The organism is Rickettsia sp. TH2014 (genome assembly GCF_019249195.1).
In the GTDB taxonomy this organism is placed as follows: Bacteria; Pseudomonadota; Alphaproteobacteria; order Rickettsiales; family Rickettsiaceae; genus Rickettsia; species Rickettsia felis.
On sequence record NZ_MXAX01000219.1, the window covers coordinates 1 to 363 of the forward strand.

Here is a 363-nt window from a genome sequence, read left to right on the forward strand (position 1 = left end):
GGCGTAACTGCAATATGGAGGCATGACCTTTTTCTTCTTGAGTCTTTGCTTCTAACAATCTCTTATTTGTACTTGAATTTGCTTTGAGTCTTGCTTCTTCAATGTAGTTTTCTACAAGCCATTCAGCTATTCCATAAGAGGTAAATTTCTGCCCTTCATTTTCTTTTAAAAAACCAATGATAGCATTCTTACGATCAAATTCCATATTAAATATACTAATAATTGAAATACTATAAATATATACATGTTATTTTATAAATTTCATCTTTAAACTACCAATCTTGATGATTTTATAAAGTATTATTTATACTATGAGTAAATGAAAAGTAGGTAGACGAAGTTTAATTTGGAAAAGAGCAAGGT

General features: G+C 28.4%; 1 pseudogene. It reads right to left on the reverse strand.

The annotated features are described in order from the left end of the window. A pseudogene (locus KYQ89_RS04440) lies at nucleotides 1-205 on the reverse strand (hypothetical protein); the annotation flags it as partial. Nucleotides 206-363 lie beyond the last annotated feature (158 nt).